The organism is Marinomonas pontica (assembly GCF_036322735.1).
Lineage (GTDB): Bacteria > Pseudomonadota > Gammaproteobacteria > Pseudomonadales > Marinomonadaceae > Marinomonas > Marinomonas pontica.
Genome location: NZ_AP027271.1, coordinates 370,105 through 387,962, shown reverse-complemented (window position 1 = coordinate 387,962; position 17,858 = coordinate 370,105). Strand labels below are relative to the sequence as shown.

Sequence of the window (17,858 nt, the reverse complement as noted above, 5' to 3'; positions counted from 1 at the left end):
CCTTATGAACAAAGTTGAATGTGAACACCGTGATCGGTGAGTAAACGGGTTTGCGACTCGGTCAATTCATCACTAAAAAGCCAATCGATTGAATCAAAAGAATGCACGCGCGCCATCGCTTTGCGCCCCCATTTATGCTGATCCGCGACCAACAAACTGTGGCGACTTTGCTCTACTAACACTCGACTGACGGACGCTTCTTCTGGATCAAAATCCAACACCCCCTGTGCTTCATCCAAACCGCCACACCCCAGCACACCGTAATCAAAAAAATACTGACGCAGACCGGATAAGGTTTCCTCTCCGACCAAATCGTGATGCTTATGTCGCAATTTTCCCGCCAGCACACGCACTCGAACCTGCGGATAATTGCCCAAGATACTCGCCACGGTTAAATTATTGGTGAAGACTTGCAAGTTCCGATGGGACACCAAAGCCTTAGCCACGTACTCAACGGTGGTACCTATTCCTAAAAACACTGAAGCACCGTCCGGTATGACGTTTGCCACCAGCTTTGCAATGGCTTCTTTCGCATCACTGTTCAAGAATTGACGGTGATCAAAGGGTAAGTTTTCTGTACTGGAAACAGGCGCAATTCCACCATGAGTTCGGCGTACAAGATGACGTTCGGCCAACTGGTTAATATCTTTGCGTATTGTCTGTGATGACACGTTAAAACGCGTCACCATGTCCTCCACCAGTAGTGCGTCTTCTTGTTGCACCCAATTTAAAATCTGGTTTTGCCTTTCATTCAGTCCCACACAACACCCTTAATTTAGTTGTCTAACCATGACGCAAACTGAGTTGGGTCATCGGTAATCACGGCGTCCATCCCCCACTCCCAATGGGCTGCTACTTTTTTAGGGTCATTGGCGGTATAACACAGCAATTTATAACCAGCGGCTTTTACCGCTCTCGCTTGCGCCTCAGTCAATCGTGAGTAATCGCAATTCAAGCTGTAAGCCTCGATGGCAACAAGCTGTGCTTGCCAATCATCAGGAATGTCCTCATACAAAGGCGCCAAATAACGCTGATCATCGATCTCATAACACAAAGCCAATGCCGCGAGATTAAAGCTGGAAATCATCAGTTTGTCATTGTCTTGCCAATGATCACGTAATATCGCCATGACCGCTGGCACAATGTTTTCCACGTCCGCACCATCGTGTTTAATCTCAAGGTTTAACCCCAAATTCAACGATTGAATGCATTCCAGCGCGTCCAGCAAAGTAGGCACTTTCTCGCCTACAAACTTATCCGAAAACCAAGAACCCGCATCCAATTCTGCAATATCCATTGGCCGAACATCACGGGTCACACCCGATCCATTGGTACACCGGTCAAGCGTATCATCATGAAAAATCACCAACCCACCTTCGGCGATCAAATACACATCAATTTCCACCCAAGTGGCGCCCGCTTCAGCGGCCGCTCGAATCGACGCCAGGGTATTTTCTGGTGCCAACAACGCCGCACCACGATGCCCCATCACCTTTGTTTTCAGAATATCGTTCTGCATAACCGTGTCATTGCTCATATCGCCTCACAATCTCTGTTGAGTGTTTGCGTCAAATAGATGCCAATATTGCGCGGGTGCATGCAACCACATAAGACTATTCACATCCGGTAAATGCGGTCCAGACAAACGTACTACCATAGGTTCGCCATCGCCTGATTGCGTTTCTATTTTGCCATGAATTAACGTTTCAGCTCCCAAGGATTCTACCGCTTGGATACGCAAAGCGAAATCGGCATTTTGCTCATCGCTCACTTCCAGGTGCTCTGGACGAATTCCCCACACAATGCCGCCGCGATGCTGATGAGACAAAGGAAGAGTTAGCACATCAGAGATGTTGATACCTTGATCCGTCAGATTCGCGTTGATCAAATTCATTGAAGGAGAGCCAATAAACGCCGCCACAAAAGGCGTCGCCGGTTTATTGTATAAATCCATCGGCGTACCGATTTGCTCTGCTTTGCCCTTATTCAATACCACCAAACGATCCGCCAAGGTCATGGCTTCCACCTGATCGTGTGTCACATACAAGGTCGTGGTGCCCAATTTGCGCTGCAACTGACGAATCTCAACACGCATCTGCACACGCAATTTTGCATCTAGATTAGACAAGGGTTCATCGAACAAAAACACTTTCGGGTCTCGCACCATAGCGCGCCCCATGGCAACACGCTGACGTTGGCCGCCCGATAATTGACGCGGTTTACGTTGTAGCAACTCAGTCAACCCTAGCATGGCCGCCACATCGCTGACTTTTTCCGCAATTTGATCCTTTGGCATACCGCGGTTTTTCAGGCCATACGCCATGTTGTCGTACACCGACATATGCGGGTACAAGGCGTAATTCTGAAACACCATGGCGATGTCTCGCTCAGCGGGTTCCTTCTCATTCATGCGCTCGCCACGGATGCGCAGCTCACCAGTGGAAATACTTTCCAGACCTGCCACCATGCGCAGCAAGGTGGATTTACCACAACCAGAAGGGCCGACCAAAACAATAAATTCGCCTTCTTCAATCGTTAAATCGACGCTTGGAATGGCGTGATAACCATTCGGGTATGTCTTACCCACTTTTTCTAAAATAACGTCCGTCATTACTACTTCTCCGAATCCACTAAGCCTTTAACAAACAGCTTCTGCATGCCTATCACCACCGCAACGGGTGGCAGCATGGCTAATAAGGTGGTTGCCATAATCTGGTTCCATGCGATATCACCATCGGTCACTGACAACATGCGCTTAATACTCATTACCAAGGTGTAATAAGCGTCATCTGTGGTGATCAACAAAGGCCATAAATATTGATTCCAACCATAAATAAACAAGATCACAAACAAGGCCGCGATATTGGTTCTAGATAACGGCAACAAGATGTCAAAAAAGAACCGCCATGGCCCTGCTCCGTCCATTCGAGCAGCTTCCACTAGCTCCCCTGGAATGCTTAAAAAACACTGACGAAACAAGAAAGTCGCCGTCGCACTGGCGATCAAGGGCAAGGTCAACCCCGTGTAACTGTTCAGCAGATCCAGATTCGCTACCACCTCATAAGTTGGCACGATTCGCACCTCAACCGGCAGCATCAAAGTCATGAAAATGACCCAAAAACACAGATTACGAAACGGGAAGCGAAAAAATACAATGGCGTAAGCCGACAACAACGAAATAGCGATCTTACCGAACGTAATACCCAACGCCATGATCAAGGAGTTCAGCATCATAAACCAGACGGGAGTGTCCACGCCGTTGCCTGCTTTTTCAAACAACACAGTTCCCCATGTTTCAGCACCGGCATCGCCGAACCACAAAGGAATGTGCCCAACGCCAAACGCCGAAGCGGGATGCGTCGACGCCACCAGCGCCAACCACACAGGCAAGGCCACCAAAGCAATCCCTGTAAATAATGTTGCGTGACTCGCAAACGTTAACCAAGGTCGATTCTCGATCATGAGTACTGCACCTTACGCTCAATAAAACGAAACTGAATCACCGTCATCAGACCGACAATCGCCATCAACACAACCGATTGCGCCGCCGATCCACCCAAATCCAAACCGACAAAACCATCATCAAACACTTTGTAAACTAAGGTCGTAGTGCTTTGTCCAGGGCCCCCTTTGGTGGTCGCATCGATCACACCGAAGGTTTCGAAGAAGGCATACACAAGATTTACCACCAACAAGAAAAACGTTGTCGGAGACAGGAGCGGAAAAACAATGGTCCAAAAGCGCTTAAACGGACTCGCACCGTCAATCGCCGCCGCTTCGATAAGCGAGCGCGGCACGGCTTGCAAACCCGCAAGGAAAAATAAAAAGTTGTAACTGATTTGCTTCCACGTCGACGCAATCACCACCAAGATCATCGCTTGGTTACCATCAAGATAATGGTTCCAATCGACACCCGCCGACTTCAACCATAAGGCAATCGGCCCCATGCTCGGGTCAAACAAAATCCACCACAACACCCCCGCTAATGCAGGCGCCACAGCATAAGGCCAAATCAATAAGGTTTGGTACGCCAATTTGCCACGGATCACCCGGTCCGCCATCACAGCCAACAACAGCGCCAACGACATACCCACAATGGCAACAGAAAAACTAAACACCAAGGTGGTCAAGATTGATTGGTAATACAAGGGGTCGGTAAACAGATCAAGAAAATTCTCTAAACCAACAAATTCGCGGCTCAAGCCAAATGCGTCTTCTTGGTAAAACGCTTGTTCTAGCGCTTGTTCTGCTGGCCAAAGAAAGAAAATCGCTGTGATCAATAGTTGTGGCAACAGCAATAGCCAAGGCAGGCCTTTTTGGGGAAACGTAACCGTCATCAGACAATCCAAACAATGAAAAAAAAACAATTTGAGGGAGACCTTTGCACGACATCGCGTACAAAGCTCTCTATAAAAAAACGCCCCTATGAATACAAGATAAGGGCGTAGGTTTTATTAATCGTTCGCTTTTTCAAATTTGCGAAGCTGCGCATTACCACGTTCAACGGCGGTATTCAGAGCCGTTTGGGCGTCGACATCACCACTCCACACAGACTCTAACGCTTCGTCAATGATGCCACGGATCTGCACAAAATTACCCAAGCGTAAACCTTTGGTATTTGCCGTAGGCGTTCCAGTCGTCATTTGCATGACACCGGTCTCGGTACCTGGGTTCGCAGCATAGAAGCCTTGACCTTTCGTCAAATCATACGCTGCTTTGGTGATTGGTAAGTAGCCAGAAAACTGGTGCCAATCGGCCTGTACCGATGCGCGAGATAGGTAACTTAGGAAAGACGCTACGCCTTTGTATTCTTCTTTAGAATGACCTTGCAGCACCCACAAAGACGCGCCACCGATAATCGTATTAGAAGGCTGTTTTACCTTGCCTTCCCAGTATGGAAGTTCTGCCACACCAAAGTCGAATTTTGCATTACGCTTGATGCCTGCGTAACCAGCAGAAGACTCAGTAAACATGCCACATTCTTGGCTGTAAAATTTCGCGGCGCCATCATTGGTGCGGCCTGAATAGCTAAAAACTCCATTCTTTTGCCATTCACCCATTTTGGTAACATGAGCCACTTGTAATGGACCATTAAATTTCAACTCGGTTTTCAGACCACCAAAACCATTATCCAGCGTAGCAAAAGGCACATTATGACGGGCACTTAGGTTTTCCAATTGCACCCAAGATTGCCAAGCCGTCGTAAAACCACAAGTTACACCGGATGCTTGTAATTTTTTTGCCGCACTTTCTACTTCCTGCCACGTTTTTGGAGCTTGGCTGATGCCCGCTTTTTTGAATAAGTCTTTGTTGTAATACAAAACAGGCGTTGAACTGTTGAATGGCATAGACAGCATTTGACCATCGCTGTTGGTGTAGTAACCCGTTACCGCACTCAAATAAGCGCTTTCATCAAACGACTGGCCTGACTCACGCATCAGTTTGTATACAGGATAAATCGCGCCTTTGGCGGCCATCATACTCGCAGTGCCCACTTCAAAAACTTGCACGATAGCGGGCTGTTGTTTGGCACGAAAAGCGGCAATCGCTGACGTCATTGTCTCGGTATAATTGCCTTTATAAACCGGTTTTACTTCATAAGCGTCTTGAGAGTCGTTAAACGCTTTGGCAATTTCATTTACTTTTTCACCATTTGCACCGCCCATTGCGTGCCACCATTCTATTTCTGTGGCGGCAAAGCCTGAACTTGCAATAGATAAACCAACAACCACTGACGCTAACTTCAAATTATGCATTTCCGTGTTCCTCACAATGAGTTTTTATTAGAAAAGAAAGAACGACTATAGAAAGAAAATATTTCACTTTGATGATAGTTAGGTTTCATTTGAAATACAATCTCAATTCAAATGAAACAAAAAGACAATAAAATTGCGCTGATCGGCGTATTTTAAAATAGAAATGAAAACAGCCATTCAAAGAATGGCCGTTAAAGAAACACTTAACAAGATGTCGCTAAGAAAGAATATCGAGCTTGAGCGCCTTCACCAGCACGATAAATTCGCTCTTCAAATGGCGATGATCTTCGCCCAAGGATTGGTGATCAGACTGAAGCGCATGGCGCTCCATCTTACTGATTAATTGGCAAAATCGATAACCCGACACCTCCAACGCCGCCCCTTTTAAACGGTGCGCAACCAAAGCAAAGCTAACCCAATCTTGGTTCTGGATATGGTGGCTCAACTCGACTAACAAGCCCTCAGCTTCCTTTATAAATTCTGATGCAACCAAAGCCATTAACTCATGATTACAGGCAAGTCGACTTTCATAGTCCGCATTATCAAATACTTTTGGTTCGAGCATGACACCACTCTCCATATAGGTCGCTGTTATTCCTTGCCAAGCCATTTCGTCAACGTAGCCACCAGCTTATCTTGAGAAATGGGTTTCGCAATGTGATCGTTCATGCCCGCGGCAAAGCACTCGTCTTCATCTCCCTTCATGGCATTGGCGCTTAGTGCGACAATAGCGACATCCGCCGGCGTTTTACCGTCCGTAAACTGACGGATAGTTCGGGTGGCTTCATAACCGTCCATGATTGGCATTTGGCAATCCATAAAAATGATGTCAAACGCGGTCGACTGTGCCAACTCTACGGCTTTTTGGCCATTTTCAGCCACCACGACGTCTACCCCATATAAATTCAATAAGCCTCGAGCCACAATCTGATTGGTGAGATTATCTTCCGCCAAAAGCACATTGGCTTTAAAAACAGGACGACTATCCGCTGTTTTTTCTTCTTCGACCGACATTTCAGTCTCTCCTTCTGATACAGATTTTAGATTCTCTAAGGCCGCCAACAAAGAATGACCAAAAATTGGCTTTATTAAGGCCACGTCATAAGCGTGGTCTTCCGCTGGCACACTTGAACGGCCATGCAATAACACTTTCGTTACCCGATGCTGAGAGCACAATTCCTCCCACGCCATTCTATCGGCATCATCCGCCTCCTCTAAAACCGCCGAATCCAACAAAACATGATGCCCAATCCACTCACTGTCAGACAATGCCTGAGAAAGACTGGGGTACGCATTGTAAAGGACACCAAACGAATCCAGCAATGCCCCTAGATAATGACGACCTGTGCGATTCTGATAGATTACTGTGGCGCGTGTTGGGTAGCTCAGCTTGCGAGCCTGGGATGATTCAGCACACACCTCAAGCGGCACTCGGAACCAGAAGGTAGACCCTTCTCCTTCCACAGACTCCAGACCAATCTCCCCCTCCATCATTTCAATAATTTCTTTACTGATGGCCAATCCCAATCCAGTACCACCAAACTTGCGTGTCGTAGAGCCATCAGCCTGCTTAAAGCGCTGAAACAATCGACGCTGATTTTCCTTAGACACCCCAATGCCAGAGTCTTCAATAGAAGCACGCAATACAATGCTACTGTCTGTCAAAGGCTCTATCGATAAACGCAACGAAACCTCACCCTGATGAGTGAACTTCACCGCATTACCCAATAAATTTACCAAAACCTGCTTGAGCCTCAAACGGTCTCCCAGCAAAGTGAGTTCCGGTATTAGCGTTGCAGGTGAATTAAGCACAATGCCTTTTTCTTCCGCCTTCAACACAAATATATTGCTCACCTCTTCGATTAACTCTGGCAAGGCAAACTCGTGTTTTTCGAGGGAAAGTCCACCCATCTCGATTTTCGACAAATCTAAAATGTCATTAATAATATCCAACAAAGACTCTGCGCTGTGTTGGGATAACTGAACCAATTTAGACTGTTCTGTTTGCAGCTTTGTATTCTTCAACAAAGACAAACACCCAATCACGCCATTCAACGGCGTTCGAATTTCATGGCTCATATTCGCCAAAAATTCACTCTTCGCTAAGCTCGCCTGCAACGCCTCTTCTTTGGCTTTACTTTGCTCCAGCTCCGACACTTTTAAGTTTTCATTTGCCAACTGCAAATCGCGTGTTCTTAATCTCACTCGATTTTCCACTTCCGCCGTATGACTGCTGACAATCAACAAAAACCAGCCAAACAAACCAGTGAATAAAAAACCACACGCTAAAACAAACTTCACGATCCAAGGTTGTTTGAAAAAATAATTATCACTGACTTGATACAACTGCCAGTTTTTGCCACCCACATTAATAACGAAATTAACCGCATGATGAAATTCACCGGCCAGGTAACGAGTAACCAAGTCTTCTGCAGACAAATGAGCTGCCCTATTTTTTGTCACGATAATCGGCTTGGATGTCGCGTTATCAGTATCGACCAAGTAGAGCTCAGTATTGGTGAGAAGCCCTTGCTTAACAATGGTATCGGTTAACGTATCAATCTCGATGACCGCTGTCGCAACACCTAAAAAAACATCGGTGTCTCGATCAAAAAATGGCAAAAACAATAATACAGCATTCGAATTTTGAACTAGCTTGAGTGGAGCCGTGGGGTAAACTTGACGTGACGAAATAGCCTGATCTAAGGCAAAACGTCGATCGGCTTGCGAATAAACGTCGTAACCTAATGCCGCTTTATTGCTTTGTAAGGGGCTAATAAAAGTCACCACAATGTGCCTATCTCTTGGCGTCGCAGGTTTAAGCTTACCTTCGCTGTCCCTTTCCTTAACACGAAAGATATCGTCTGGGTAATTTTTTTGAATCGACTGCTCAAATCTAGAAATATCTTTTCCAGCCACGGCAAAATTTAATGACACCCCCTTAATGGAATTATCTCTGCGCATCACACTATCTGCAAAAAGCTCAAACTCATTCGCTTCAATCTGCTCACTGCCGTTTATCAAGCCGACAAAACTGTGCAGCATATCGATACTGCTTTTAATGCGGTTGTTCAGCAACACTCCCAACAATTCAGCGTTGGCTCGAAATTCTTTAGACTGTTTATTCCATTCCGAATAACTACTGCCCAGAGACAATGCCGCCGTCACGACTAGGACAAACAAAAAACCGCACAAGACACGAAACGGGTGCTCTAATCGGTTACCAAAATAATAAGGGAAGCAAACGGCAAGCCATGGCACCATCACCAGCACCCCGATCATATCGCCGCCCCACCACACCAACCAATTCGTCAGCAGCTCCTCTCGTCCTATAACACCAAATGAAAGCAGCGAAATAGAGCCAATGCTGGCACCAATTAACGTCGACAAAATGCCAGCTAAGAAAACAAACCGTAAAACCAAGCGAGTTTGATGAAAAAGAAAAGGAACACCAACAAAACGACGAACAAGATACGCACCAACACAAGATTGCAACGTGGAACCCAACGCTATGCAAGCGGGAAGAGCAAACGCGAGTTCATGATAATTAAACCAAGTCGCGCTAATATTCAGCAGTAAAGAGCCTAGAAACACACCAAAGGGTGCGAACTTAGGAAAAAACATCACCGCGGCAATAGCCACACCAGAAGCGGGCCAAATGATGGTTGAATAACCGGGTGAAATCGCCACAGCCAATCCAACCACACCCAGCAAAAAATACCCTAACGCGGTTAGAACAACGACAGACATCACTTTCATCATATTTATTTGCTCCATCAAAAACGTATTAAGCATAGCCAAAACTGTGAGATATGAAGATCAAATAATGGTTATCTTGTGTAATAAACGGCGCGACAGAAAACCGACAGTAAAATATGTAATACCATTTGAAAGGAAAAGCAGCAACAGAAGAAAGGAGATACGCATGGTGCCCAGAGACGGAATCGAACCGCCGACACGAGGATTTTCAATCCTCTGCTCTACCGACTGAGCTATCTGGGCAAACAGAAAAATGACTATGAGGATACGCAAGCCATTTTGACCAAAAAAAAGCCTGCTAAAATAGCAGGCTTTCTTTTAAATCATGGTGCCCAGAGACGGAATCGAACCGCCGACACGAGGATTTTCAATCCTCTGCTCTACCGACTGAGCTATCTGGGCAAGTGGGGCGTATTATAGAGAAACCTTTTGATGGGTCAATAGTTTTTTTGAAAAAAAATTAAAAACTTAGTTTCTTCTGCTCGTCTGGTATTATCTCTTTATATCAAGGAGATAAAACCATGCTTCATATTGTACTTTACCAACCAGAAATTCCGCCGAATACAGGCAATGTTATTCGTTTGTGCGCCAACACAGGCTACCACCTCCATCTTATCGAGCCTCTTGGTTTTGACTTAGACGATAAAAAGCTGCGTCGCGCTGGTTTGGATTATCATGAATTCACCCACCTAAAACGTTATCCAGACTTTCAGTCCTTCGTTGATCAGAATGAAATCGGCACGATTTACGCACTAACCACAAAAGGCAGCCGCACACACAGCGAAGCGTCATTTGTTGAAAACGATGTATTGGTGTTTGGACCAGAAACGCGCGGTTTACCTGCTGAGTTCATTGACGCTTTACCCTTGGAACAAAGGCTGCGTCTGCCCATGCAAGCCAATTCCCGCAGTTTAAACTTATCCAATACGGTGGCGGTGATGGTGTACGAATCTTGGCGTCAGCTGGGTTATGCCATGCCAATCGATGCCGAATAATACGCCGAGGTAAAATGAATTCTCTAGGATTACTCCTTAAACGCAAAAATAGTCGTCGGCGCTTTCGCAAAAAAGTGCACCTTCATGAAACCAGCGATCTAAAAAAACGGCTTGTCCTGTTGGCTGGCGTGATTGCCATGCACAGCCTAGCTATGGTTTTTTTCGAAGACCTCAATTGGTGGCAGGCATTTTGGTTAACCATGACATCAGCCAGCACAACCGGTTATGGTGATATATCTGCCGTTACTTTTTGGGGACAGTTTTCGACTATTTTGCTGATATATGGCTTGGGAATTACGCTGCTCGCTCAAATTGCCAGTGATTATGTTGAACTCAGGCTGACGCGCAAAGAAATGCGCATCAAAGGCCGCATGAGATGGGACGATATGCAAAACCACATACTGATTATCAATACGCCAAAATACGACGCAGAACGCTATCTGGGACTGTTGATCGACCAAATTTGCCAAACTCCAGAACTGATTGATATCCCCATTCAGATATTAACGCCGGCCTTCCCTGAAGGGTTGCCGCTGGATTTAAGATCACAAGGTGTGGTGCATCACACAGGGGACGCATTAGAAGATGGCATGCTTGAATCCGCTGGCGCGCACAAAGCGAAATACATCATTGTGCTTTGCCAAGACAACCAAGACAGCCACTCAGATAGCCTGACCTTTGATACGTTACATCGTATCCAAGCATTGAATTCTTCGGCGTTTATCATGGCTGAAGCAATCAATGACACCAACCGCCCACGCTTCAAAAGCGCTGGCGCAAAGGCTGTCATCAGACCAGTTCGCGCGTACCCTGAAATGCTGGTTCGATCTCTGATTGCTCCCGGAACAGAACAAGTATTGGAAGACTTATTCCGTCATAAAGGCGATCACACCATTCGTTTAAACGTGCGACTGGAAAAGGTCACATGGGCTCAGGTCGTCACGACGCTCATCCAAAACGACATAGGCACAGCGTTGGGCTATGTGGGAGAAAACGGGGACATTGTCACGCATCCGCAGACGCATTCGATCATCAATGCGGAGGGGCTTATTATCTTGATCAACGACGATCAAGTGCTTCCATCTAACGAAGAGATAAGCCGTTTGTTCAAATGTTAATCTAGATTGGGCTCATAATTGCTTATTGAGCAATTTAAGCCCAATGCTTTCAACGCGGTTACCGTCCATTTGTCTGATTGTCAGACGGATGTTTCCAAAGCGAACTCGATCCCCAACCACCAAATGTTGCCCGAGCTGACGCTGCAACAAAGCGGCCGCGGTATCTTCTGCATCAATGCCATCCAAAGGCACGCCATACACCTTCGCCAAATCAATCAACGAAGCATCACCACGTATTACAAACTCACCAAAAAAATTCTGCAGCAAAAAGGACGATGAAGCCGGCTGAGAAAAAATTTGAGCCACATCATTCACATCACCAGGATGCAACAGCATCCAAATCCGATCTAACGGCATCAACACCGTTTCGGCATTCACAATGATAGGTCGACCATCTCGCACCAAAGAAACCAACTGCGGTGTCGATAGCGTTGCACTGGGCACATTTTGTACAATAGAAGCCGGAATCCGAATGCCTTCAGCTTGAACCAAAAACTCATACAATTCTAACGAGCGATGCGCGTCCACATCATTGATCAGAGAAAATCGTGTCGTCGGAGCGGGCGCTGAAGGCACAATAATTTTTAACCACCGCGCCACATGAGGAACCGTCGATCCCTGCAGTAACAAAGAGATAAGAACCACGGTAAAAGTAATTTCAAACAGCAATTCAGAATTAGACAAGCCCGCGATAACAGGATACAAAGCCAAAACGATTGGTACCGCGCCGCGTAACCCCACCCAACTGATATAAAACCGCTCTGGCCAGCGAAAATCAAACGGCAAAAGGCACAAGATCACAGCAACGGGACGCGCAATAAATATCAAGAACGCAGCAATCGCCACGGCCTGCCAGCCATGAATCAACAAACTGGATGGCGTTACCAACAAGCCCAACAGCAAGAACATGCCAGCTTGCGCCAACCACGCCAATCCATCCATAACTTGAGAAATGGCATCCTGTTGTTTAATGCGCCCATTACCAACCATCAACCCAACAAGATAGACCGCCAGAAAGCCACTGCCACCAATCATGTTGACGCCAGAAAAAGTGGCAAGACCGCATGAAATAATCAGTAGTGCGTATAGACCTTCAATAAGAGGAACACGGCGCAATACCATCAACAGCAGTTTGCCACCCAGCAAACCAAGAACACCGCCCACCGCGAATTGTTGGATCATCTGCCCTAGAAAAGCCCACAAACTTAATGAATCCGAGCTTTGCAATAAGCCGGTTAGCATCACCACAAGCAAAATTGCCATCGGGTCATTGGCACCTGACTCAATCTCTAGCGTACCGCCTACGCGTTCATTCAGCTGCACGCCACTGTTGCGCAATAAACTAAACACCGCCGCCGCGTCAGTCGAGCCAACGATCGCGCCAAGCAATAAACCATAAATCAGTTTAACGTCCAGTATCCAAGCCGCAAAAGCGCCTACGGAAGCCGTGGTAAAGACAACGCCTAGCGTCGCAAGAGACAAAGAGGGCCATAAGGCCACACGGAAGGTGCTGGTTTTTGTTTGCATCCCGCCATCCAGAAGGATAACGGCCAATGCTAAATTACCAACAAAAAAGGCAAGATTTGGGTTGTCAAAATCTAATCGGCCTACTCCTTCTTCTCCTGCTAGCATTCCGATTCCCAGAAATACAAGCAACAAAGGTAAGCCGACACGAACAGTAAATGAACTGGCCAGAATACTGACTAATAACAGTATTCCCGCTAAAAAAATAAAACTATTTGTGTCGATGTTGGCAACAACCTATTGATTAAAGCTGACCGGTGAGCGTTAAATATTTTTCCATTAACTGCTCTTCCGTTTCTTTATGATTAGGGTCTAGTGGAATACAGTCTACTGGGCACACTTGCTGACACTGAGGTTCGTCAAAATGACCAACACATTCGGTGCATTTTGATGGCTCAATGACATAAATTTCTTCACCCTGAGAGATCGCCTCATTCGGGCATTCGGGCTCACACACATCACAGTTGATGCATTCATCAGTAATAATAAGAGACATTCTTCTCTCCTAAAACCGCCATAGTGTCTATCGCGGAATAAATAACAATAATGAACAAACCAGGTTTAAATGGTTTTATAGTGCTCTTGCAAAACGCGCTTTACTTCTGGGCTGACAAACTGACCAAAGTCGCCATTCAGCGAAGCAATCTCACGAACCAATGTCGAAGAAATATAGGAGTGCTTTTCTGACGGTGTCAAAAAGATACTTTCTACATCAGGCGCAATCGCTCGGTTCATATTGGCCAATTGGAATTCATATTCAAAATCAGACACCGCTCGAAGACCACGAATGACCACTTGACCATTAACGGAGCGAGTAAACTCCGTCAACAAGTTATCAAATCCGACCACTTCAACGTTGGGCAAATGACCCAAAACAGTTTTCGCCAATGAAATACGCAGTTCATGGGACAAAGCAGGACGCTTTTTGGGGCTTGCTGCCACCGCCACAATAACCTTGTTAAATAGCTTTGATGCGCGTTCAACCAAATCCGTATGGCCGTTTGTAATAGGGTCAAATGTCCCCGGATAAACCGCAATCGTACTCATAGCTTTCATCCAAAAAATTAATAAAGAAGAACATATAGGGCTGCTGGCGTTTTATTATTCGCTCTAATTCCCGTTTAGGGGTCGCATCATATAGGAATACGCCCCTGTTCTCAATTCGTCGCAACAAGGTAACCGTTACCTCGACACGGCATGACATCTAACAAAAAGACTAAATACTATACGGAGCCAGTACTTGCTTCAAAAACGAAATCGCCAAAAAGATAAATATAGGCGATAAATCAAGGCCACCCAACGTCGGAATAAAGCGCTGGCAAGTTCGGTATAAAGGCGCGGTAATCTGCCCAACTAGCATAGCGCCAGGATGATTTGCACCCGGCGCAACCCAACTCAGAATCACCGAAATCAGCATCGCCCAGAAATACAAATCCAACAAATGGTAAAGCGTGCCAGCCACCGTATAAATCGCATAAGCCCCTGGCGCAATAACAGCACCACTAATAACAACCACCAACGCCACGGTGACAAATTGCACCAACAAAGCCAACACCAAAGACGCCGTGTCCAAACGACCAAACGCAGGGATCACCTTTCGCAATGGAATGACAATTGGACTGGTGGCTTTCACAATACCCTGACTAATCGGGTTGTAAAAATCAGCGCGCGTCAATTGCAGCACCAAACGAAGCAAAACAATGAATAAGTAAAGATTACAAATCACCTTTACGAGCATTATAAATGGATCTGAATGCATATTGTACAATCCTTAAATCAATCTTTCTGAGCGGAAAAAGCTTTCGCCAATTCCTTCGAACGTTCTACGCATGCGAATACCGCATCGCCTACTACTTTATCTATATTCGCCGCCTCAAAGGACAGCAACGCTTGTTCTGTGGTTCCCTTTGGCGACGTAATGTTTTTGCGTAACTGATCAATCGGCTCATCCAATTCAATCACCATGCGCGCGGCACCTAGCATGGCTTGGCTTGCCAATTTACGGCTGGTTTCTTCATCCAAACCTTGCTCTTTCGCGCTTTTGATCATGGCCTCTAGGAAGCGGAAAAAATACGCAGGCGCGCTGCCGGATAATCCCGTGACCGTGTGCATGTGTACTTCGTCATCAACCCATACCGAGCTACCAACGCTGGCAAACAGCTCCGTCACCCATTCTTTTTGAGACGCATTAGTGTGTTTGTTGGCGATTAAGCCCGTCATACCAACGCCCAATTGAGATGGCGTATTTGGCATACTGCGCACCACAGCCACAGGTTTTGCTAACCAATGTTCCAGCGCGTCTAATTCCACGCCCGCGGCGACAGAAAGAAATAACTGATCATCACGGACATAATCCGCGAACTCTTCTACAACGGCTTGCATTTGCGCAGGTTTGACACACAGCACAACCACGTCCGCTTGGCTGACGGCTTGCTCGTTTTCGGCCAACATGGAGATACCGTATTGTTGCTGATAGTACTCACGCTTTTCTGGCGTTCTAGACGTACCCATGATTTTCTCCGCTGGATACCCACTCGCAAGCAAACCACTGAAAATGGACCTCGCCATATTTCCAACGCCGATAAAAGCAATACTTAGTGTCATTTCGTGTCCTTTTAGTTCATTCTTCAAGCGACTTTATATTATGTAACGTCTGCTAGGTTTACCATGTCATCAACGCGATTAAGCCTTAGCCGAATAATCGCGTGCACCAAAAATAGCCGTGCCAACACGTACCATGGTGCTACCAGATGCGATGGCAGCGGGCAAATCCGCCGACATACCAATAGACAAGGTATCTATCATGCGATCAGATTTGGATAATTCAATGAACGCCTGCTGCAAAGGTTCGTACACTCGACATTGTGCGTCATGATCAACCTGAGGGGCGGGAATCGCCATCAGCCCTCGAAGCTGTATATTTGGCAAATGATTAACCAGTGCCACCATGTCGTCCAACTCGGACAAAGACACGCCCGCTTTGCTTTCTTCACCACTGATATTGACTTGGATACACACATTCAATGGCGGCAAATTGTCCGGACGCTGCTCACTCAGGCGGCGCGCAATTTTTTCCCGATCAACCGAATGCACCCACGCCATGGTCTGTGCAATGAGCCGAGACTTGTTCGACTGAATCGGGCCAATAAAGTGCCATTCAATGTCTGTCAAATGAGATAGAGCGTGGTATTTATCCACAGCTTCTTGTACGTAGTTTTCACCAAACGCCCGCTGACCTACATGATACGCCGCTTCCAGCGCTTCAACAGGCTTCGTTTTGCTGACCGCCAATAAACGCACACTGCCAGCGATTCGATGATATTGCTGCTCAAGCAACGCTATTTGCTGAGACACCAAGGCCAAATTGGCCGCTATCGCCTTTCTATCCTCATCTTTTACGTCAACACCCATGAACCACTACACCTCTTTATTACTCAAGTGCCAGATGGACACCAACCACAATATTGTTTAAACACACCAAAACGGCTTACCAAAGCCATTTATATAGAATAAAAATCGGCACTCGATTTATAATATTTGCCATGAAATTCAATGCGATAGCCTGATACATTCTTCAAGGAATTAGCCGCCATTGATGCCGCCTGATAAAGAGTATCAAGAGAAGAGTGTTCCGGATAAAAAGCGATACCAATAGACAGACCATCGTGCGCTAATTTGTTGCCTGAAAACGCAGAAGAGTGCAACGATTTCAACAATTTTGCCGCAACAATTTCAGCATCGGTCAAATGTTGAATACGAATTCCCATCACCAACTCGCGCTCACCAAAATACGCAATAAGGTCATTGTCTCGAACCGTTTCCTGCATCACATCCGCCAACGCCTTTAGTTCTTCCTCTTTGATCGTCGAGTTTGATAACAATTTAATGGACAGCACTGCGGCGCGTAAAAAATGACGTCTCGCATCCTTCAACACAATCCCAAAACTGTTTTCAAAACTGTATCGACGCAACAAGCCCGTGGATGGGTCTCGGTGACTGTCTTCCAATAGCAAATAGTCTGCTTTTTCTCTTTCGAACACGGCGCTGAGCCAAGAGGAATACGCGTCTAACGCCAGCGTCATCAACTCACTTTCTAAACGATGCTCTTCACGCTGAAATGCCAACATCAAATAGATCGCGCCTTGACCATCAGACACACTGACCATGGACACATCGGTGAAGGCATGTTTTTTAATGAATGACGACCAATGATCCCAACCAGATGCGTTTTGAATACTGCTGTCATGTCGCTTCGGACAAGAAGGGCTCGCGGCAAATGTAACCAAGGCTTTGGGCACTACGCCCAATAGGCTATTTGAATTTAATAAAGCGTCATTAATGCCATCGGTATATTGCAAGCGCCACTGCAAACAATCTTTATCGCACACAAGAAACAAACAATATGCGCTAGACAATTGCGCTTGTAATTTGATTTTAAAGCCATCTAGCAAGGTACCAAGCAAAGCGCCCTTCGAAATAGACTGAAGCACCTGAGGCATGTTGCTGTACAAACTTTTTATAAAATCTCTTTCTTTCTCAAGATATGCAATACGAGACCGCAAGGCTTGCTGCTGCTCTAGCAATGCGTTTAGTGAGTCGGTAGGCATATAGAAATTAAAACCATAATAATTTGTAATTCAAACTAGATTAACGGCCTAATAAGAAAAGTAAAGGAATAGTAAGACCGAGCCAAGAAAAACTCAGCT

The 17,858-nt window shown here is 46.2% G+C and carries 17 protein-coding genes and 2 tRNA genes; 2 read left to right on the top strand and 17 right to left on the bottom strand.

Going from position 1 to position 17,858, the window contains the following annotated elements:
* Window positions 1–2: 2 nt before the first annotated feature.
* From AABA11_RS01840 to AABA11_RS01795, 10 genes are all read right to left on the bottom strand, one after another.
* Window positions 3–761, bottom strand: coding sequence for a DeoR/GlpR family DNA-binding transcription regulator (locus tag AABA11_RS01840; RefSeq protein WP_265728429.1), 759 nt, complete (start codon window positions 759–761; stop codon window positions 3–5).
* A gap of 14 nt (window positions 762–775) precedes the next feature.
* Complete coding sequence (locus AABA11_RS01835; RefSeq protein WP_338264901.1) at window positions 776–1,537, bottom strand: glycerophosphoryl diester phosphodiesterase; 762 nt, start codon at window positions 1,535–1,537, stop codon at window positions 776–778.
* A 6-nt stretch (window positions 1,538–1,543) separates the two neighbouring features.
* On the bottom strand, window positions 1,544–2,611 hold the full coding sequence (locus AABA11_RS01830; protein WP_338264899.1) for a sn-glycerol-3-phosphate import ATP-binding protein UgpC: 1,068 nt from the start codon (window positions 2,609–2,611) through the stop codon (window positions 1,544–1,546).
* A gap of 2 nt (window positions 2,612–2,613) precedes the next feature.
* Entirely contained in the window at window positions 2,614–3,462 is an 849-nt protein-coding gene (ugpE, locus tag AABA11_RS01825; protein ID WP_265728426.1) for a sn-glycerol-3-phosphate ABC transporter permease UgpE, read from the bottom strand.
* Window positions 3,459–4,337, bottom strand: coding sequence for a sn-glycerol-3-phosphate ABC transporter permease UgpA (ugpA, locus tag AABA11_RS01820; RefSeq protein WP_338264896.1), 879 nt, complete (start codon window positions 4,335–4,337; stop codon window positions 3,459–3,461). Before ugpA ends, ugpE begins: the two co-directional genes overlap by 4 nt.
* A gap of 117 nt (window positions 4,338–4,454) precedes the next feature.
* Entirely contained in the window at window positions 4,455–5,756 is a 1,302-nt protein-coding gene (ugpB, locus tag AABA11_RS01815) for a sn-glycerol-3-phosphate ABC transporter substrate-binding protein UgpB (protein WP_338264894.1), read from the bottom strand.
* 217 nt (window positions 5,757–5,973) lie between these two features.
* The gene (locus AABA11_RS01810) at window positions 5,974–6,321 is read right to left on the bottom strand and encodes an Hpt domain-containing protein (RefSeq protein WP_338264893.1); all 348 of its coding nucleotides are present in this window, start codon (window positions 6,319–6,321) and stop codon (window positions 5,974–5,976) included.
* A gap of 26 nt (window positions 6,322–6,347) precedes the next feature.
* Entirely contained in the window at window positions 6,348–9,518 is a 3,171-nt protein-coding gene (locus AABA11_RS01805; protein ID WP_338264890.1) for a CHASE domain-containing protein, read from the bottom strand.
* A 164-nt stretch (window positions 9,519–9,682) separates the two neighbouring features.
* A tRNA-Phe gene (locus AABA11_RS01800) sits at window positions 9,683–9,758 on the bottom strand.
* 83 nt (window positions 9,759–9,841) lie between these two features.
* Window positions 9,842–9,917 (bottom strand) — tRNA-Phe (locus AABA11_RS01795).
* A 119-nt stretch (window positions 9,918–10,036) separates the two neighbouring features.
* Between AABA11_RS01795 and trmL the strand changes: the two genes are divergently transcribed.
* Both trmL and AABA11_RS01785 read left to right on the top strand, forming a co-directional pair.
* Complete coding sequence (gene trmL / locus AABA11_RS01790) at window positions 10,037–10,510, top strand: tRNA (uridine(34)/cytosine(34)/5-carboxymethylaminomethyluridine(34)-2'-O)-methyltransferase TrmL (protein ID WP_265728421.1); 474 nt, start codon at window positions 10,037–10,039, stop codon at window positions 10,508–10,510.
* 14 nt (window positions 10,511–10,524) lie between these two features.
* Window positions 10,525–11,628, top strand: a complete 1,104-nt coding sequence (locus AABA11_RS01785; protein ID WP_338264888.1) for an ion channel — start codon at window positions 10,525–10,527, stop codon at window positions 11,626–11,628.
* A 12-nt stretch (window positions 11,629–11,640) separates the two neighbouring features.
* Here the strand turns inward: AABA11_RS01785 and AABA11_RS01780 are convergent, their stop codons facing one another.
* The 7 genes from AABA11_RS01780 to AABA11_RS01750 all read right to left on the bottom strand — a co-directional run bounded on the left by AABA11_RS01780 (window position 11,641) and on the right by AABA11_RS01750 (window position 17,759).
* The gene (locus AABA11_RS01780; protein ID WP_265728450.1) at window positions 11,641–13,377 is read right to left on the bottom strand and encodes a potassium/proton antiporter; all 1,737 of its coding nucleotides are present in this window, start codon (window positions 13,375–13,377) and stop codon (window positions 11,641–11,643) included.
* Between the two features lie 19 nt (window positions 13,378–13,396).
* Window positions 13,397–13,648, bottom strand: coding sequence for a YfhL family 4Fe-4S dicluster ferredoxin (locus tag AABA11_RS01775; protein ID WP_110574892.1), 252 nt, complete (start codon window positions 13,646–13,648; stop codon window positions 13,397–13,399).
* A gap of 65 nt (window positions 13,649–13,713) precedes the next feature.
* On the bottom strand, window positions 13,714–14,199 hold the full coding sequence (coaD, locus tag AABA11_RS01770) for a pantetheine-phosphate adenylyltransferase (protein WP_265728419.1): 486 nt from the start codon (window positions 14,197–14,199) through the stop codon (window positions 13,714–13,716).
* Between the two features lie 169 nt (window positions 14,200–14,368).
* On the bottom strand, window positions 14,369–14,911 hold the full coding sequence (locus tag AABA11_RS01765; RefSeq protein ID WP_265728418.1) for a YggT family protein: 543 nt from the start codon (window positions 14,909–14,911) through the stop codon (window positions 14,369–14,371).
* Between the two features lie 17 nt (window positions 14,912–14,928).
* Window positions 14,929–15,756, bottom strand: coding sequence for a pyrroline-5-carboxylate reductase (gene proC, locus AABA11_RS01760; RefSeq protein ID WP_338264887.1), 828 nt, complete (start codon window positions 15,754–15,756; stop codon window positions 14,929–14,931).
* Between the two features lie 78 nt (window positions 15,757–15,834).
* Window positions 15,835–16,563, bottom strand: a complete 729-nt coding sequence (locus AABA11_RS01755) for a YggS family pyridoxal phosphate-dependent enzyme (RefSeq protein ID WP_265728416.1) — start codon at window positions 16,561–16,563, stop codon at window positions 15,835–15,837.
* An 89-nt stretch (window positions 16,564–16,652) separates the two neighbouring features.
* Complete coding sequence (locus AABA11_RS01750; RefSeq protein ID WP_338264885.1) at window positions 16,653–17,759, bottom strand: GGDEF domain-containing protein; 1,107 nt, start codon at window positions 17,757–17,759, stop codon at window positions 16,653–16,655.
* Window positions 17,760–17,858 lie beyond the last annotated feature (99 nt).

What these genes read in the sequence shown, in the direction of transcription:
- AABA11_RS01810 (WP_338264893.1), bottom strand. Translation starts at nt 6,321, where the DNA reads ATGCTCGAACCAAAAGTATTTGATAATGCGGACTATGAAAGTCGACTT.
- proC (WP_338264887.1), bottom strand. Translation starts at nt 15,756, where the DNA reads ATGACACTAAGTATTGCTTTTATCGGCGTTGGAAATATGGCGAGGTCC.
- AABA11_RS01775 (WP_110574892.1), bottom strand. Translation starts at nt 13,648, where the DNA reads ATGTCTCTTATTATTACTGATGAATGCATCAACTGTGATGTGTGTGAG.
- AABA11_RS01750 (WP_338264885.1), bottom strand. Translation starts at nt 17,759, where the DNA reads ATGCCTACCGACTCACTAAACGCATTGCTAGAGCAGCAGCAAGCCTTG.
- ugpB (WP_338264894.1), bottom strand. Translation starts at nt 5,756, where the DNA reads ATGCATAATTTGAAGTTAGCGTCAGTGGTTGTTGGTTTATCTATTGCA.
- trmL (WP_265728421.1), top strand. Translation starts at nt 10,037, where the DNA reads ATGCTTCATATTGTACTTTACCAACCAGAAATTCCGCCGAATACAGGC.
- AABA11_RS01830 (WP_338264899.1), bottom strand. Translation starts at nt 2,611, where the DNA reads ATGACGGACGTTATTTTAGAAAAAGTGGGTAAGACATACCCGAATGGT.
- AABA11_RS01785 (WP_338264888.1), top strand. Translation starts at nt 10,525, where the DNA reads ATGAATTCTCTAGGATTACTCCTTAAACGCAAAAATAGTCGTCGGCGC.
- ugpE (WP_265728426.1), bottom strand. Translation starts at nt 3,462, where the DNA reads ATGATCGAGAATCGACCTTGGTTAACGTTTGCGAGTCACGCAACATTA.
- ugpA (WP_338264896.1), bottom strand. Translation starts at nt 4,337, where the DNA reads ATGACGGTTACGTTTCCCCAAAAAGGCCTGCCTTGGCTATTGCTGTTG.
- AABA11_RS01835 (WP_338264901.1), bottom strand. Translation starts at nt 1,537, where the DNA reads ATGAGCAATGACACGGTTATGCAGAACGATATTCTGAAAACAAAGGTG.
- AABA11_RS01805 (WP_338264890.1), bottom strand. Translation starts at nt 9,518, where the DNA reads ATGATGAAAGTGATGTCTGTCGTTGTTCTAACCGCGTTAGGGTATTTT.
- AABA11_RS01755 (WP_265728416.1), bottom strand. Translation starts at nt 16,563, where the DNA reads ATGGGTGTTGACGTAAAAGATGAGGATAGAAAGGCGATAGCGGCCAAT.
- coaD (WP_265728419.1), bottom strand. Translation starts at nt 14,199, where the DNA reads ATGAGTACGATTGCGGTTTATCCGGGGACATTTGACCCTATTACAAAC.
- AABA11_RS01765 (WP_265728418.1), bottom strand. Translation starts at nt 14,911, where the DNA reads ATGCATTCAGATCCATTTATAATGCTCGTAAAGGTGATTTGTAATCTT.